The organism is Polaribacter sp., assembly GCF_039939415.1.
Taxonomy (GTDB): Bacteria; Bacteroidota; Bacteroidia; order Flavobacteriales; family Flavobacteriaceae; genus Polaribacter.
In genome coordinates, this window is sequence record NZ_JBDVJE010000031.1 from 38,701 (window position 1) to 52,991 (window position 14,291).

Genomic DNA, 14,291 nt, shown 5'->3' on the forward strand with positions numbered 1-14,291 from the left:
TTTAAAAGTCTGTATCTTCTTCTGGAGTAACTTCTATTTTTTCATCATCCTTTTTTTCTGATGTATCTACACAATCTATATTTATTGATAAATTTTCTGGTTTTTCAAAATCTTCTAAACTAATATTAAGTGTTTTATCTGCATAACATTTTTGCATATATAAAGCCCAAGAAGGTAAAGACATTGTTGCTCCTTGTCCTTTTGTAATACCTGCAAAATGGGTTGCTCTATCTTCTCCACCAGTCCAAACTCCTGTTGCTAAATTTGGTACAATTCCCATAAACCAACCATCAGATTGATTTTGAGTTGTTCCTGTTTTTCCAGCAATTGGATTTGTAAATTTATAAGGATGCCCAGTAACGTATTTAGGTTTTGCCCACGGTAAACGTAAACGAACTCCAGAACCAGAAAGCGTAACTCCTTTTAATAAATCTAATACAACATATGCAGACTCTTCACTTAAAACTTCTTTTGTTTTTGGTACAAATTCTTGTAAAACAGTTCCGTTTTTGTCTTCTATTCTTGTTAAAATCATAGGCTCAACACGTAAACCTTTATTAGCAAAAGTAGCGTAAGCACCAACCATTTCTATTAATGATAAATCTACAGCTCCAAGAGCAATTGATGGATTTGCTTGAATTTTACTCTCAATACCTGCAGATTTTGCTAAACGTGTAACATTTTCTGGAGAAACCATATCTACCAATCTAGCAGACATTGTATTTACAGAACCTGCTAAACCGTCTTTTAATGATAACATTCCACCATATTTATCATCAGAGTTTTTAGGGGTCCATTCTTCTGGGATTCCATATTTTCCTTTAGGTATAGTATATGGGATGTTTGGAAACTCATCACAAGGAGATAATTTTAATTGATTAATTGCAGTTGCATAAACAAAAGGTTTAAAAGTAGAACCTACTTGTCTTTTTTGTTGTGCTACTGCATCATATTTAAAATGTTTATTATCTATACCACCAACCCAAGCTTTGATATGACCAGATTGAGGTTCTATAGACAATAATCCAGATCTCAAAAAGTACTTATAATACCTTATAGAATCGTTTGGAGACATAATTGTGTCTTTATTTCCTTGCCAAGAAAACACACTCATTTTTGTTTTTGTGTTGAAAACCTTGTCTATATATTTTGTAGATTTTCCAAGATTTTTTAAGCGTTTATATCTTTCAGAGTTTTTCTTAGCTCTTTCTAATATTTTTTTAATATCTGCTCTTTCTAAATCATAAAAAGGGGCCGTTTTATTTCTTTTTTGTTCTTTAAAAAAGTACGATTGTAAATTAGACATATGTTCTTGTATGGCTTCTTCTGCATACTTTTGCATACGTGAATCTATAGTTACATAAATCTTTAAACCATCTCTAAAAATATTATATTGTTCTCCATTTGGTTTTGGATTTTCTTTTACCCACTTTCTAAGAACTTTTTGTAAATGTGTTCTAAAATAAGTTGCAGAACCATCACTATGTCCTTCTTTATGAATGTCTAAACCAAGATCTAATTTTTGTAAAGAATCTTTTTCTTGAAGTGTAATAAATTCACTTCTATTCATTTGTTTTAAAACTACATTTCTACGTTGTTGTACTCTTTTTGCTCTACGTAAAGGGTTGTATAATGAAGAATTTTTTAACATCCCAACCAACATTGCAGATTCTTCTACATCTAAATCTTTAGGTTCTTTACCAAAATAAATACGTGCCGCAGAACGAATACCAACTGCTTGATTTAAAAAATCGTACTTATTTAAATACATTGTTAAAATTTCATTTTTGGTATACTGTCTTTCTAATTTAGTAGCAACTACCCATTCTTTTACTTTCTGACCTAATCTTAAAAAAATATTTCTAGATGCTCTACCTGTAAATAACATTTTTGCTAATTGCTGGGTAATTGTACTTGCACCACCACTTCCTGGTTTTAAAACTGCTCTTGCAGTACTATAAAAATCGATGCCAGAATGTTCGTAAAAACGTTCGTCTTCTGTTGCTACTAATGCATTAACTATATTTTGTGGTAAATCTTTATATTTTATAGGAGTTCTATTTTCTTTTGCATATTTCCCTAAAGTTTTTCCATCTGCAGAAATAACTTCTGTTGCTAAGTTATTTTCTGGGTTTTCTAATTCTTCAAACGTAGGTAAAACTCCTAAAAAACCCCATGAAGCAAATAAAAATATTAATATCAGTGTAGAAAATCCTCCTAGAACGATTCCCCAAAACCATTTGATATATTTTTTAAAACCTGTTACTTTTTTTGTTGCCATTTTATTTTATTTTTTCGATACTAAAACCAACTTCTTGAATACCTTTTAAAAATTCTATTGGTTTTACATCTCCATTTTTTCTCATTGCATGACGCACATTAAACATGTATTTTCCTGAATTTGGAAACGTCTTTTTTTCTTTATAAAATAATTTATTTTCTTTAATTTCTGGAAAACCAGTACCTAAAAACTTACCTGTTTCATCAGCCATTTCATACTGCAAAGTATCTATAACTTTTGTTTCATTTGGAAAAATTAATTCTGTAATGATGTATAAATTACTATACTGGTAATAGTTATTATTTCTAATGTTAATAAACAGATTTTTAGGAGAAAGGGTATCTTTTACATCAAACTCAAACAATATTTTTTCATTTGCTTTCCATCCTTTATTATCTATTGATTTATATGCGTTAAAATCAATTTTATCATTACAAGAAAGTATTAAGAAAAGAGAAAATAAAATAATTAAAAAACTATTTTTTTTCAGAATTGTTGTCATTTTTTGGATTATTATTTTTACGATTTCTATTATTTCTTCTTGGTTTATTTATCTTTTTCTCTTCACCCTTTGGCTGATTAGCATTTCCTTGGTTTTGCCCTTGTGATTTAGGTTTCTGCTTAGTCTGAACTTTTGGTTTTTGTTGAGGTTTTTGTTTAACTTTAGACTTTTGATTAGGGGAATTATTAGACTGTTTTTTTGCCTGTGGTTTCCTTCTTTGATTAGAATTCTGCTTTGGCTTCTGCTTTAAATTTGGTTTTTGATTATTAGCAACAGCTGATCCAGTAGCTTTTTTTCTATTCTTATTTCTGTTATTTCTTTTACGTTTACTTGTTTTAGGAGCATCAAATCGTGTTAAGCTATCTTGCCCAACAGCATCTTCGAAATCTACTTTTTCTGGAATAACAACATCTGCTTCATATTCTTCTAACGAAATAGATTTTTCATTATTTTTATTCAAGTCAATAATTTCTAAAACCTGTTCTAATGTTAATCTAAACCATTTAAAACGTTCTTCTTTATAAGTATACCAAAGGTGATTTTTAAAAATATCCATTTTTACAAAAACAGCATCACCTTTTTCTGTTTTTAAAACAACATCTTGTTTTGGAAAAGATTTTAAAGCATCTAAATAGGTATCTAATTCAAAGTTTAAACAACATTTTAGTTTACCACATTGCCCCGCTAATTTTAACGGATTTAAAGATAATTGCTGATAACGAGCAGCAGAAGTTGTTACTTTTCTAAAATCTGTTAACCAAGTAGAACAACATAATTCTCTACCACAAGAACCTACTCCTCCTAAACGTGCAGCTTCTTGTCTGGCTCCTACTTGTTTCATTTCTACACGAATAGAAAAAGCACTTGCCAAATCTCTAATTAATTGTCTAAAATCTACACGTGCATCAGCAGTGTAATAAAAAGTAGCTTTATTTCCATCACCTTGATATTCTACATCAGATAATTTCATTTGCAAACCTAAACGACCTAAGATTTCTCTTCCTCTTCTTTGGGTTTCTTCTTCTTTAGCTCTAGATTGTTGCCAAATATCTATATCTCTTTGACTTGCTTTTCTATAAATTTTCTTTACATCTTCATGATCTGCAGTAATTTTTCTTTTCTTCATTTGCACTTTCACCAACTCTCCAGATAAAGAAACAGTTCCAATATCATGCCCCGGATTTCCTTCAACAGCAACAATATCTCCCATTGTTACAGGTAAATTATCAGGGTTTTTATAAAAATGCTTTCTTCCGTTTTTAAAACGGACTTCGAAAATATTAAATTTTTCTTGACCAGAAGGTAATGTCATATTAGACAACCAATCAAAAACCGCGAGTTTATTACTACCACTACCACAGGTTCCTGTGCCACAATTTCCATTACTCTTACAACCTTTTGGTACTCCGTTTTCTGTTGTACCACAACTTCCACATGCCATGTAAGTATATATTATATAGTTTTTATGATTTGGCTTGTTAAAAACAAACTCTAAAAAATAAAAAACGTATGATTCATAAATTGATTATCAGGATTCTACAAAAAAGAAACCTAATCTTCTCTAATCTGTAAATATAAGCATTCTCGTAGAATGAAAAAACATCAAAATTAAAGTTCTTAGAACTACATTTATTTAGATTTTACTTCAAAAATAGCTTAAATAATCAGTTCATATTTAAGCTATTTAGAATTTGTAATTATTCAATTAGAATTCGTAAAAAACTATACCTGTTTCACTGCAATAATATTTACAGGACAGGCTTTTTTTGCTTCTACAGAGCAATCGTAAATAGATTCATCAAACGATTTTATGGTAAAAAAACCTTTCTTTTCTGTAGAATAAAGTAGCACAGATTTTCCGTCTTTTTTAGACATTTGAAACTGATTTGGCGCCAACTCTACACAATAATTACAGCCAATACATTTATTTCTTTGTAACGTAATTACAACCATTAATTTTCTGAAAATTCCGTTTTTACAATTTTATACAACTTATCAGATCTTCTAATTTTGAAGTCTAACTTCATTGTAACTTCGTCACCTTTTGTTGCTTTTTCTGAAGGTTTGTCATTAACAAACATTTGCTTCAAATCCATTTCTTGAGCTCCTGTTGTTGGGCCTGTAATTAGAATTGTATCACCAACATTGACATCGTAAGCATCAATTTTAAACTGACCAATTTTAGCTTTGTCAAAATAATGTTCTCCTTTACCCAAATACACTTTCTTTTGTGTTGCATGAGAACCAGATTCTTTACTCCATTCTCCTAATTTTTGACCTAAATAATAGCCATTCCAAAAACCACGATTGTAGACTTTTTCTAATTCTTGCATCCAAGAAATTACTTTTTCTTTATCGTACGTTCCGTTTGCCAAACTATCAATTGCATCTCTGTAACATTTAATTACTTTTGCAACGTATTCTGGTGCTCTACCTCTACCTTCAATTTTTAAAACTTTGATTCCTGCATCTGCAACTTGATCTAAAAAATCGATGGTGCATAAATCTTTTGGAGACATAATATATTCATTATCTAACTCCATTTCAAAACCAGTTTCTTGATCGATAACTGTATATTTTTTTCTACAATTTTGCTTGCATGCACCTCTATTTGCTGATGAATTATGAGCATGTAAACTCATATAACATTTACCAGAAACTGCCATACATAAAGCTCCATGACCAAAAATTTCAACCTCAACCAATCTTCCAGAAGGCCCTTTTATTTCGTTCTTTTCAATCGCTTCTGTAATCTTTTTTACTTGACGCAAACTCAACTCTCTACTCAACACAATTGTATCAGCAAATAGTGCATAAAACTTAACCGTTTCTATATTTGTAATATTGATTTGTGTTGAAATATGAACCTCCATTTGAAATTCTCTTGCCATCGAAATTACTGCTTGATCCATAGCAATTACAGCAGTAATATTTGCTTCTTTTGCTCTTTTTATCAATGTTTTTACAATTGATAAATCATGATCATAAACAATAGTATTTAATGTAAGATACGTTCTCACATTTTTCTCTGAACATCTTTGTTCAATTTCCTCTAAATCATCTAAAGTAAAATTGATAGATGCTCTTGCTCTCATATTTAGTTGCTCTACTCCAAAATAAATAGAGTCACAACCATTATCTAGCGCAGCTTGCAGAGATTCAAAATTACCAGCTGGCGCCATTAATTCGATTTTTTGCATGCTCTTATTTTTTGAATTTTAGAACTTCAGAACGTCCTTTTTTAAAGATTTTATTACTGTTCCCTTTACCTTTTCTTAACTCTTTTTGCTCTTCGTAAGAAAGTTTTATAATTTCTTGGCAGTCTGTAGAACAGGTGTTTTCCATCTTTTCTGAACATTCATCACATTGAATAAACAATAAATGACAAGCTTCATTTGCACAGTTTGTGTGTGTATCGCAAGCTTTTCCACATTGATGACAATTAGAAACTACATCGTTTGTAATACGTTCTGCTCTTCTGTGATCGAATACGAAATTTTTACCTACAAATTTATTTTCTATTCCTTCTGATTTTACTTGACGTGTGTATTCTATAATTCCGCCTTCAAGTTGAAAAACATTTTTAAATCCTTTGTGTTTGTAATAAGCAGATGCTTTTTCACAACGAATTCCGCCAGTACAATACATCAGTAAATTTTTATCTTCTTTGTTGTCTTTTAAATCTTCTTCAATAATATCTAAAGAATCTCTAAAGGTATCTACATCTGGAGTTACAGCACCATCAAAATGACCAATTTCACTTTCATAATGATTACGCATATCTACACAAACCGTATCTGGATTTGCCAACATTTCATTAAATTCTTTGGCATTTAAGTGTACACCTTTGTTGGTAACATCAAAAGTTTCATCATTTAAACCATCTGCAACAATTTTATTTCTAACTTTTACTTTTAACTTTAAAAAAGACTTGTTATCTTGTTCAACAGCCACATTTAAACGGATATCCTTTAAAAAAGAAATACTATCTAATTGATCTTTTAAAGCGTAAAAGTTTTCTGACGGAACAGATAATTGAGCATTTATGCCTTCGAAAGAAACATAAATTCTTCCTAAAACATCTAAATCATTCCATTCTAAAAATAATTTATCTCTTAATAATTGTGGGTTTTCTATCTTATAATATTGATAAAAAGAAATTGTAAGGCGGTCTTTACCTGCCTCATCTATTAATGCAGCGCGTTCTTTTGCGCTTAACTTATTGTACAGTTGCATGCTATACTAATTTAGTTAAACAAATATTTTTTTGCAAATGTAGTTATTTATTTGAGATTCTCATTTTTAACAATAAGTATTTTACTTAACTGATTATCAGCAAAAAAACAACTACAACGTTTTCTTAAATAATTCAAAAACCTAACTAATATCATATTTTGAAAATTACTTCTACCATAAATTTGTAGTACATAAAAAGAATACATAAAAACTTTAAATATATAAACTAATGGAATTAGAAGAATTAATTTTAGAAAAACCACAAAGTGAAAACTTTAAACAAGGAGTTTGGAACACATCAATTAATGTAAGAGATTTTGTTGTAAAAAATATAGTTTCTTATTATGGAGATGCAGAATTTTTAGTTGGAGCAAGTGAAAAAACTCAAAAACTTTGGGAGGTATGTAAAGAAGGAATGAAACAGGAAAGACAGAATAATGGTGTACACTCTGTTGATACTGATACTATTTCTGGAGTTGCTAGCTTTGGTGCTGGTTATATAGATAAAGAAAATGAAACAATTGTTGGTTTACAAACTGATGGTTTATTAAAAAGAGCAATGAAACCCTTTGGTGGTTACAAAGTTGTTCAAAAAGCTTTACAAGAACATGGTTTAAAACCAAGTGAAGAAATTAACGAATTATTTTCTAAATACGTAAAAACTCATAATGATGGTGTTTTTGATGCCTACAATGCAGAAATTAGAAAATTTCGTTCTTTAGGATTTTTAACAGGTTTACCAGACAATTATGCACGTGGTAGAATTATTGGTGATTACAGACGTGTTGCTTTATATGGTATAGATAAATTAATTGAAGTTAAAAAAGCAGATTTAGAAAATATTGAAGGACCAATGTCTGATGCTGTTATTCGTTTAAGAGAAGAAGTTTCTGAACAAATTAAAGCTTTAAAAGATATGATTGTTATGGGTAACCATTACAACTTAGAATTAAACAGACCTGCTCAAAATGCTCAAGAAGCTGTACAATGGACTTATATGGCTTACTTAGCTGCTGTAAAAGAACAAGATGGTGCTGCTATGTCTTTAGGTAATGTTTCTACTTTTTTAGATATTTTTATTGAAAGAGATTTAAAAAACGGAACAATAACAGAAATAGAAGCACAAGAATACATTGATCAGTTTGTGATGAAACTAAGAATGGTACGTCACTTACGTATGGCTGCTTATGATGAAATTTTTGCTGGAGATCCAACCTGGGTAACTGAAGCAATTGGTGGTATGTTAAATGATGGAAGAACAAAAGTTACCAAAACTGCTTACCGTTTCTTACATACATTATACAACTTAGGTCCATCACCAGAACCAAACATTACAGTTTTATGGTCTCCATTATTACCACAAAATTTTAAAAATTTCTGTGCAAAAGTTTCTATTGATACTTCATCTATTCAGTTTGAAAATGATGATTTAATGAGAAACTTAAGAGGTTCTGATGATTACGGAATTGCTTGTTGTGTTTCTTACCAAGAAATCGGTAAACAAATTCAATTTTTTGGCGCAAGAACTAACTTAGCTAAAACATTATTATTAGCGGTTAACGGTGGTAAATGCGAAATCACAGGTACTCAAATGGTTGATGGTATTGAAGCTGATGATAGTGAATATTTAGACTTTGATAAAGTAATGGCTAACTATAAAATTGCCATGAAACAAGTAGCAAAAGTTTATAATGATGCAATGAATATTATTCACTACATGCATGATAAATATTACTACGAAAAAGCGCAAATGGCTTTAATTGATACAAATCCACAAATTAACATTGCTTATGGTATTGCTGGTTTATCAATTTTAGCAGATTCTTTATCAGCAATTAAATATGCAAAAGTTAAACCTATTAGAAACGAAGAAGGATTAACTGTAGATTTTAAAATTGAAGGAGATTTCCCTAAATACGGAAACGATGATGATAGAGTAGATATTTTTGCTCACGATGGTGTAGAAGACTTTAACAATGAATTAAAGAAATTAAAAGTGTATAAAGATGCAGAACCAACAATGTCTGTATTAACAATTACATCTAACGTTGTATATGGTAAAAAAACAGGTGCAACTCCAGATGGTAGAGCTAAAGGTGTACCTTTTGCTCCTGGTGCAAACCCAATGCATGGGCGTGACACAAATGGCGCAATTGCTTCTTTAAACTCTGTAGCAAAAATAGATTATAAAGATTCACAAGATGGAATCTCTAATACTTTCTCTATTGTTCCTAAATCTTTAGGTTCTACTCAAGAAGACAGAATAGACAACTTAGTAGCAACTTTAAACGGATACTTTGAGCATGGTGCACAACATTTAAATGTAAATGTATTAGACAAAGAAACTTTATTAGATGCAATGGCGCATCCAGAAAATCACCCTCAATTAACTATAAGAGTTTCTGGTTATGCAGTTAACTTCATTAGATTAACTAAAGAACAACAAATGGAAGTTATTTCGCGTTCTTTCCACGAATCTATGTAGTCCTTTTTATGTATTAATAAGGGATTCAAAAATAAAATTGACTCTTTTTAGAGCCTACTTTTTAATAAAGTATTAATTTTATTTTTCGAATCCCTTTTTTTATTCATTAAAATTTATTTGTTATTAAAACTAAAGAAAACATATTAAACGTACACTCCATAGAGTCTTTTGGTACTCATGATGGACCAGGAATTAGATTGGTTATTTTTTTACAAGGATGTAAATTAAAATGTCAATATTGCCACAATCCAGATACTATAGATACACATGGAGGTAAAGAATACCACATAGAAGATTTAGTAAAAAGAGCTATTAAAATGAAATCTTATTTTGGAGATAAAGGAGGTGTTACTGTTTCTGGAGGAGAACCATTGTTACAAGCTCATAACCTAATACCTTTCTTTAAAAGACTAAAAGAAGAAGGAATTCACACCAATTTAGATACTAATGGTCGTTTGTTAAATCACCCAACAATTAAATTATTAGATAACTATGCAGATTTAGTCATGCTAGATATCAAACACATGAGAGAAGAAGGTTTTCAAAAAATTACAGGTAAGAGAAACAAAGAAACTACCTTTAATTTTGCAAAACATAGAGAATCTTCAGGTAAAAAAATGTGGTTACGTTATGTTTTAATTCCAGAAATTACCAATACACCAGAACTATTACACGAATTAGGAAACTATTTCAAAGATTATAAAACCATAGAACAAATAGAGTTACAACCTTACCATAAATTAGGTATCCATAAATGGGATGCTTTAGGTTGGGAGTATGAATTGAAAGATGCAAGAGAAAATACAAAAGAAGAACTAGAAAATGCTTCTAAAATTTTAAGCACATACTTTAAAAAAGTAAAAATAAATTAAATCACTTTGTCTAAAATTCTGCAATCTAAAAATTATTAAAAAGCAGAAAAATGTTAAAGCATGAAAACTTATAAAGAAAATCACAAACCGGCTTCAGAATTTGAAAGTAGATCAGAATATTTAGATCATGAATTACAAATCATGAAACCTCGAAGATATAAATTAAACCTTCCTGGAAGAGATTTTAGATTTGAATGGGAAGATTTAGTCCCAGCTTTTGCTGGAACATTAGGTATTATTGCAATGTATTCTTCTGTAATGATGGCGTGGGCAGAAGGTTTAACTGAAGCTTGGGATCACATTACACTTGGTAAAGAATTTGCAATTGAAGTTTCTAGAGTAGAAATGATAATACCAGCATTCTTATTTGTTATTTTGGCATCAGGTTTTTTTAATCCTAGAGCTAACTTAGCAGGTAATCATGGACCTATGATTCCTTTAATTGCAAGTATTGCACTTGCAGGTGCTCATCCATTAGCCTTAGCAATTTTAATAGGTGTTTTTGGACTTATACTTAGTATTGTTAAAGGAGGATCTCGTTTAGTAAACCTAACTAGTAAAGGTGTAGCTGGTGGTTTGTTAATATTCTTAGGTTTTTCTGGTGCTTTAGTTCAAATAAAAACCATTCAAAATTGGAGTATGGGTTTAGAGTCTACTTCTGTTGAAGCTGGATCTATGGGATACTTAGGACTAATAATTTTAGCAATTACTGTTATTCTATATAGTTATCTTGCTAGAGTTGAAAAACGCTGGCTAGCAATACCTGCTTGTGCAATTACAGCATTAATTGTTGCCTTAATAGGAGGTGCTAGTTTTGATTTACAATTTACTACAGAATTCGGTTTACCAAACTTAAACCCTGCTTATTGGTGGGGTAGCACTGAAGAAGGTTGGATGCTTGGACTACCAAATTCTCAACATTTTATTGCTTCTTTACCATTTGCAATATTAGCTGTTGCTATGTGGTCTCCTGATTTTTTAGGGCATAGAATTTTTCAGGAAATGAATTATCCAAAAAAATCTGAAAAAGTTTTAATGGATGTTGATGATACCATGACCATGTGTTCTATTAGACAAATGGTTGGTACAGCTGTTGGTGGAGGTAATATTACATCCTCTTGGGGTACATACATGATTCCTGCTGCAATTGCCAAAAGACCAATTCCTGCTGGTGCAATTTTATTAGGTTTAATGGTAATAGCTGTAGCAATTTTAGGTAGCCCAATGGATATTGCTGTTTGGCCACCAGTTAGGGCTATAGCGCTATTAGTAGGGGTTTTTCTTCCTATGATTGAAGCTGGTATACAAATGGTTAAAAAAAGTTCTTGTTCACAAGCAGCAGGTATATGTATTTTTACAGCAATGGTTACAAACCCTGTTTTAGCCTGGGCTTTGGCTATGTTTTTAGATAATAATGGATTAATTGGAGATAAAGAAAGACCAAAAACATTATCTTTTATAGATAAATGGGTAATTCCTCTTAGTATTCTTGTAATTTGCATTATAGCAATGCTTGCTGTTGGAATGCTAGAATCTAGTTACGGAATTTTACCATACCTATAAAACATTAAATTTCAACAAAATACAACACCTTAATAACAATAAACAATTAACTATAATTAAACCATTCAGTATTTAAAAACTGGGTGGTTTTTCTTTTTTATTTAAAATTATATCAACTAGTTTAATTTTAAACATTAGAATTTTATTTGCTAAATTTTTAAACTTTGATTGACTTAGAAGACTTTATGTAATTTATTTCACCCTTTTTTTTAGCATCTTTGCAGCATAATAAAAATCATTAAATATAAATACTGATGAAAATAGCTGTAGTTGGAGCAACTGGAATGGTTGGAACAGTAATGTTACAAGTTTTAGAAGAACGTAATTTACCGATAACAGAATTAATACCTGTTGCATCTGCAAGATCTGCTGGTAAAAAATTATCATACAAAGGAAACGACTACACAGTAGTTACCTTAGAAGATGCAGTAAAAATGAAACCAGATGTAGCTTTATTTTCTGCTGGTGGAGATACTTCTTTAGAATGGGCACCAAAATTTGCAAAAACTGGTACAACTGTTATAGATAATTCTTCTGCTTGGAGAATGGATCCAACTAAAAAATTGGTCGTGCCAGAAATTAATGGCGATGTTTTAACTGCCGATGATAAAATTATTGCAAACCCTAACTGCTCTACAATTCAGTTAGTAATGGCTTTAGCACCATTACATTCTAAATATAACATGAAACGCGTAGTAATTTCTACCTATCAATCAGTTTCTGGAACAGGTGTAAAAGCAGTTCAGCAACTAGATAATGAAGAAGCTGGAATAGAAGGCGAAATGGCGTATCCTCATAAAATTGGTAGAAATGCTTTACCTCATTGCGATGTTTTCTTAGAAAACGGTTACACTAAAGAAGAAATGAAATTGGTTAAAGAACCAAAGAAAATTTTAAGTGACGATTCTTTTTCTGTAACTGCAACTGCGGTTAGAATTCCTACAGCTGGTGGGCATTCTGAAGCTGTAAATGTTCAGTTTAAAAATGATTTTGATTTAACTGAAGTTCGTCAAATATTAAACGATACTCCAGGTGTTATTGTTGAAGATGATTTAGCAAACAACGTTTATCCTATGCCTGTAAATGCACATAATAAAGATGAAGTGTTTGTTGGTAGAATTAGAAGAGACGAATCTCAAGAAAATACATTAAATTTGTGGATAGTTGCAGATAACTTGCGTAAAGGTGCAGCTACAAACACAGTTCAAATTGCCGAATATTTAGTAGAAAATAATTTGGTATAAAACATATTTAATGGCAACATTTCATAAAGTAACCATAAAAGAAATAAAACAAGAAACCGCTAATGCGGTTTCTGTTTTATTTGACATACCCAAAAATTTAAATTCAGAATTTAATTTTACTGCTGGTCAATACATCACTCTTCAAAAAGAAATTAATGGAGAAGAAATAAGAAGAGCATATTCAATTTGTTCTACTCCAAAAAGTGGGGATATAAGAGTGGCAATAAAAGCAGTAGAAAACGGAACTTTTTCTGTTTTTGCAACATCTAAATTAAAGGCTGGTGATGAAATAGAAATTACTATTCCAGAAGGTCGTTTTATTTTAAATCCTGATAAAAACAAAAACTATATTGGTTTTGCAGCTGGTTCTGGTATTACGCCAATTTTATCAATGGTAAAAACAGTTTTAAAAACTGAACCTACATCTACTTTTACTTTAGTTTATGGTAATAAATCTGAAGATGACACTATTTTTCTTGACCAATTAAAGTCTTTAAAAGAAACTTATTCAAATAATTTTAATTTACATTTTATCTTTAGTAGAGAAAATGTAAAAAATCAATTACGAGGTAGAATTGACGAAAATGTCACCAATTATTTTGTGAAAAACATGTACAAAGAAACTTCTTTTAATGAAGCTTTTTTATGTGGACCAGAAGAAATGATTCAATTGGTTTCTAAAACTTTAGAAAGTAATAAAATTAGTAAAGAAAATATTCATTTCGAATTGTTTACAGCGTCTATTGATGAAGAAGCTGCATCAGAAATTAAAGAAGGCACAACTGAAGTAACTGTTTTGTTAGATGATGAAGAAACTACCTTTACAATGCAACAAACAGATGATATTTTAGCTGCTAGTTTACGTAATAATTTAGATGCTCCTTACTCTTGTCAAGGTGGAGTTTGTAGCTCATGTTTATGTAAAGTAACAGAAGGAAAAGCTGTTATGGTTAAAAACTCTATTTTATCTGATGAAGAAATTGAAGAAGGTCTCGTTTTAGCGTGTCAAGCATATCCTACAACAGCAAAAATTTCTATAGATTTTGATGATGTTTAGATTTTAAATCTAAATAAAAACAATATATATTATTTTGAAAGGATGGTTTTT

11 protein-coding genes are annotated in these 14,291 nt (G+C 30.5%); 5 read left to right on the top strand and 6 right to left on the bottom strand.

Going from position 1 to position 14,291, the window contains the following annotated elements:
* Window position 1 precedes the first annotated feature (1 nt).
* From ABJG40_RS04975 to ABJG40_RS05000, 6 genes are all read right to left on the bottom strand, one after another.
* Window positions 2–2,281, bottom strand: coding sequence for a transglycosylase domain-containing protein (locus ABJG40_RS04975; RefSeq protein WP_348023470.1), 2,280 nt, complete (start codon window positions 2,279–2,281; stop codon window positions 2–4).
* 1 nt (window position 2,282) lies between these two features.
* The gene (locus tag ABJG40_RS04980) at window positions 2,283–2,783 is read right to left on the bottom strand and encodes a gliding motility lipoprotein GldH (RefSeq protein WP_348023471.1); all 501 of its coding nucleotides are present in this window, start codon (window positions 2,781–2,783) and stop codon (window positions 2,283–2,285) included.
* Window positions 2,758–4,224, bottom strand: coding sequence for a regulatory iron-sulfur-containing complex subunit RicT (gene ricT, locus ABJG40_RS04985; protein WP_348023472.1), 1,467 nt, complete (start codon window positions 4,222–4,224; stop codon window positions 2,758–2,760). The genes ABJG40_RS04980 and ricT overlap by 26 nt, the downstream gene beginning before the upstream one ends.
* 281 nt (window positions 4,225–4,505) lie before the next feature.
* A complete protein-coding gene (locus tag ABJG40_RS04990) occupies window positions 4,506–4,736 on the bottom strand; it encodes a ferredoxin (RefSeq protein WP_348023473.1) in 231 nt (76 codons plus the stop codon).
* Entirely contained in the window at window positions 4,736–5,983 is a 1,248-nt protein-coding gene (locus tag ABJG40_RS04995; RefSeq protein ID WP_348023474.1) for a peptidase U32 family protein, read from the bottom strand. The genes ABJG40_RS04990 and ABJG40_RS04995 overlap by 1 nt, the downstream gene beginning before the upstream one ends.
* A 4-nt stretch (window positions 5,984–5,987) precedes the next feature.
* A complete protein-coding gene (locus ABJG40_RS05000) occupies window positions 5,988–7,019 on the bottom strand; it encodes a rhodanese-related sulfurtransferase (RefSeq protein WP_348023475.1) in 1,032 nt (343 codons plus the stop codon).
* A gap of 229 nt (window positions 7,020–7,248) precedes the next feature.
* Here ABJG40_RS05000 and pflB point away from each other — a divergent pair, with 229 nt between their 5' ends.
* The 5 genes from pflB to ABJG40_RS05025 all read left to right on the top strand — a co-directional run bounded on the left by pflB (window position 7,249) and on the right by ABJG40_RS05025 (window position 14,240).
* Window positions 7,249–9,504, top strand: coding sequence for a formate C-acetyltransferase (gene pflB, locus ABJG40_RS05005; RefSeq protein WP_348023476.1), 2,256 nt, complete (start codon window positions 7,249–7,251; stop codon window positions 9,502–9,504).
* Between the two features lie 158 nt (window positions 9,505–9,662).
* Entirely contained in the window at window positions 9,663–10,376 is a 714-nt protein-coding gene (pflA, locus tag ABJG40_RS05010) for a pyruvate formate-lyase-activating protein (RefSeq protein ID WP_348023492.1), read from the top strand.
* A 60-nt stretch (window positions 10,377–10,436) separates the two neighbouring features.
* Entirely contained in the window at window positions 10,437–11,939 is a 1,503-nt protein-coding gene (locus ABJG40_RS05015) for a DUF3360 family protein (RefSeq protein WP_348023477.1), read from the top strand.
* Window positions 11,940–12,193: 254 nt separating this feature from the next.
* Window positions 12,194–13,183 carry an aspartate-semialdehyde dehydrogenase gene (locus tag ABJG40_RS05020; protein WP_348023478.1) on the top strand — a complete coding sequence of 330 codons (990 nt, stop codon included), beginning with the start codon at window positions 12,194–12,196 and terminating at the stop codon, window positions 13,181–13,183.
* 10 nt (window positions 13,184–13,193) lie between these two features.
* On the top strand, window positions 13,194–14,240 hold the full coding sequence (locus ABJG40_RS05025; protein ID WP_348023479.1) for a ferredoxin--NADP reductase: 1,047 nt from the start codon (window positions 13,194–13,196) through the stop codon (window positions 14,238–14,240).
* The last annotated feature ends 51 nt before the right edge of the window (window positions 14,241–14,291 follow it).

Excerpts from the sequence above, each read along its gene's own strand:
- ABJG40_RS04975 (WP_348023470.1), bottom strand. The coding sequence starts at position 2,281 with ATGGCAACAAAAAAAGTAACAGGTTTTAAAAAATATATCAAATGGTTT.
- ricT (WP_348023472.1), bottom strand. The coding sequence starts at position 4,224 with ATGGCATGTGGAAGTTGTGGTACAACAGAAAACGGAGTACCAAAAGGT.
- pflB (WP_348023476.1), top strand. The coding sequence starts at position 7,249 with ATGGAATTAGAAGAATTAATTTTAGAAAAACCACAAAGTGAAAACTTT.
- ABJG40_RS04990 (WP_348023473.1), bottom strand. The coding sequence starts at position 4,736 with ATGGTTGTAATTACGTTACAAAGAAATAAATGTATTGGCTGTAATTAT.
- ABJG40_RS05000 (WP_348023475.1), bottom strand. The coding sequence starts at position 7,019 with ATGCAACTGTACAATAAGTTAAGCGCAAAAGAACGCGCTGCATTAATA.
- ABJG40_RS05020 (WP_348023478.1), top strand. The coding sequence starts at position 12,194 with ATGAAAATAGCTGTAGTTGGAGCAACTGGAATGGTTGGAACAGTAATG.
- ABJG40_RS05025 (WP_348023479.1), top strand. The coding sequence starts at position 13,194 with ATGGCAACATTTCATAAAGTAACCATAAAAGAAATAAAACAAGAAACC.
- ABJG40_RS04995 (WP_348023474.1), bottom strand. The coding sequence starts at position 5,983 with ATGCAAAAAATCGAATTAATGGCGCCAGCTGGTAATTTTGAATCTCTG.
- ABJG40_RS04980 (WP_348023471.1), bottom strand. The coding sequence starts at position 2,783 with ATGACAACAATTCTGAAAAAAAATAGTTTTTTAATTATTTTATTTTCT.
- ABJG40_RS05015 (WP_348023477.1), top strand. The coding sequence starts at position 10,437 with ATGAAAACTTATAAAGAAAATCACAAACCGGCTTCAGAATTTGAAAGT.